This window comes from Candidatus Hakubella thermalkaliphila (assembly GCF_013281975.1).
GTDB lineage: Bacteria > Actinomycetota > Humimicrobiia > Hakubellales > Hakubellaceae > Hakubella > Hakubella thermalkaliphila.
Genome location: NZ_BLRZ01000216.1, coordinates 1 through 1691, shown reverse-complemented (window position 1 = coordinate 1691; position 1691 = coordinate 1). Strand labels below are relative to the sequence as shown.

Below are 1691 nucleotides of genomic sequence, written 5' to 3'. Positions count from 1 at the left end.
GGACCCTGGAGGTATCTTCCCTTGAGAAGAGGTGAGATGTGGCAAGAGAAGAGCCGAGCTAAGAAAAAAGAAGAGCAGAAGAAAAGAAACCGGGAGAAAGCAGAAAAGAAAATGAGAGATTACTCCCGGGAACATCTCCTCTTTAAATTTCACTTCCGAGACGACAAAGAGGTGGCCCAAAGAATCAGGCAGGGCCGATCAGATTTCATCACTGGAACTGGCTGGGGGTTCTTCGATAAGTTTTTTTCCTTCCTCTACGCCCTGGGGTTTTTGGCTCTCCTGGATATTAAAGCGAAGGGCTATGAGAGGATGATGCTTCCCCTGGTCAAGCTTCTGACCACCTATTCTCTCAAGATCCTTTTAGGCATCTCCTCCATGAATCAGGTGCCCTTCCTTCTCTTTCGGGAGATAGCTCTACTTCAGATGATTGGATTTACGGCCCAAGAGATAAAGGAGGGCATCTGTAATAGAGGCAAGGGCAAATCAGTCCCCCCCTGGTGCACCGACAGCCTGGCTTGTTGCAGGCTTTATATTTCTGCACCAAGGAACCTTTAAGCAGAAACTTGCGGGAGAGTACCCCGGCCAGCTCCTTTTCCAGGCCCCATCTCTCCCGGCTTAAGCGGCCCATCTCCTGGCGCATCCTACTTATATCTAAGCTCATTTCAGGACTGCCTTATTTATTTCCACAGACCTGATACTAGACCAAAAAGAAGGAGTTGTCAAATCTCCTTTAAATTCTTTCCAACTCCTTCTCCAAAACCCTATTTCAGTAGGCTTTTTAAGAGAGTTATTTCTTATGGTGAAATTTCAGACCTGACACCATGCCTTTACCCAGATGTTTATCCGTGAAAATTAGTAGAGGACCGCAGGAATAACAACCCGCGATCCTCTTTTTCTTTAACAAGCTTGTTCCTAAGCTAGCTAATAACTCTTATCGAGCAACCACTATGCGGCTTTTACAAGCTCCTGACTGCGGCGCTGTTTCTCCTTACCCTTTGCCGGGAAAATAAGGGCTGATAAGACCGCCGAGGTAATGGCAAGACCTGCTGCGAGGAGAAACGGCGCGTCATAGCTGCCTGTGGCAGTAAAGAGCAACCCGCCGACCCTTGGCCCAAAAAACCCGCCGAAACCAAAGCCCATGAAGAAAATCAATCCATAGATACGGGCGATGTATGACGGCCCAAACATAAAGGTGGCGATGACCGGGTTCAATGCGAGCGCACCGCCAAATGACAAGCCAACCAAAGCTGCTCCTAAAGTTACCATGGCTCTGCTTTCAGAAATAGAGAGGACATACAATGAAAGAGCCATGAAGAGAGCTACAGTGATAAGGGCATTTTTAGGCCCTATTTTACCTGCTACCCATCCCCAGACTGGACGCCCTAGACCGTTATTAACAGCCTTGGCCTGAATTACTGTTGCTGTGATCAGGGGAGCCAAGCCGATTCCAACCGGTGGAGCGGCCCCGGCAAATGCCGCCAGCTGACTGACGGCCATCAGCCCGCCAAAAATCGTCAGGAAGAAGGAGAATCCGGTAAACCAGAACAAGCCATTCTTTACTGCGTCAGCTAAAGTCAAATCTTCAGGGTTAACTGCGACTGCCTGTTTCTGCGTTACAGCACCGCCAGCCAGAGGCTGCCACCCTTTGTCTGCGCTGAACTGATAATTTATAGGCGGAAACTGAATAATGG

General features: G+C 48.9%; 2 protein-coding genes. One reads left to right on the top strand and one right to left on the bottom strand.

Going from position 1 to position 1691, the window contains the following annotated elements:
- Positions 1-555, top strand: a 555-nt coding sequence (locus HW443_RS11015) for a hypothetical protein (RefSeq protein WP_219857250.1), incomplete at its 5' end; no start/stop codon positions are given.
- A gap of 390 nt (positions 556-945) precedes the next feature.
- Here HW443_RS11015 and HW443_RS11010 read toward each other — a convergent pair.
- Positions 946-1691: MFS transporter (locus HW443_RS11010; RefSeq protein ID WP_176238202.1), on the bottom strand; the 746-nt coding region annotated here is incomplete at its 5' end.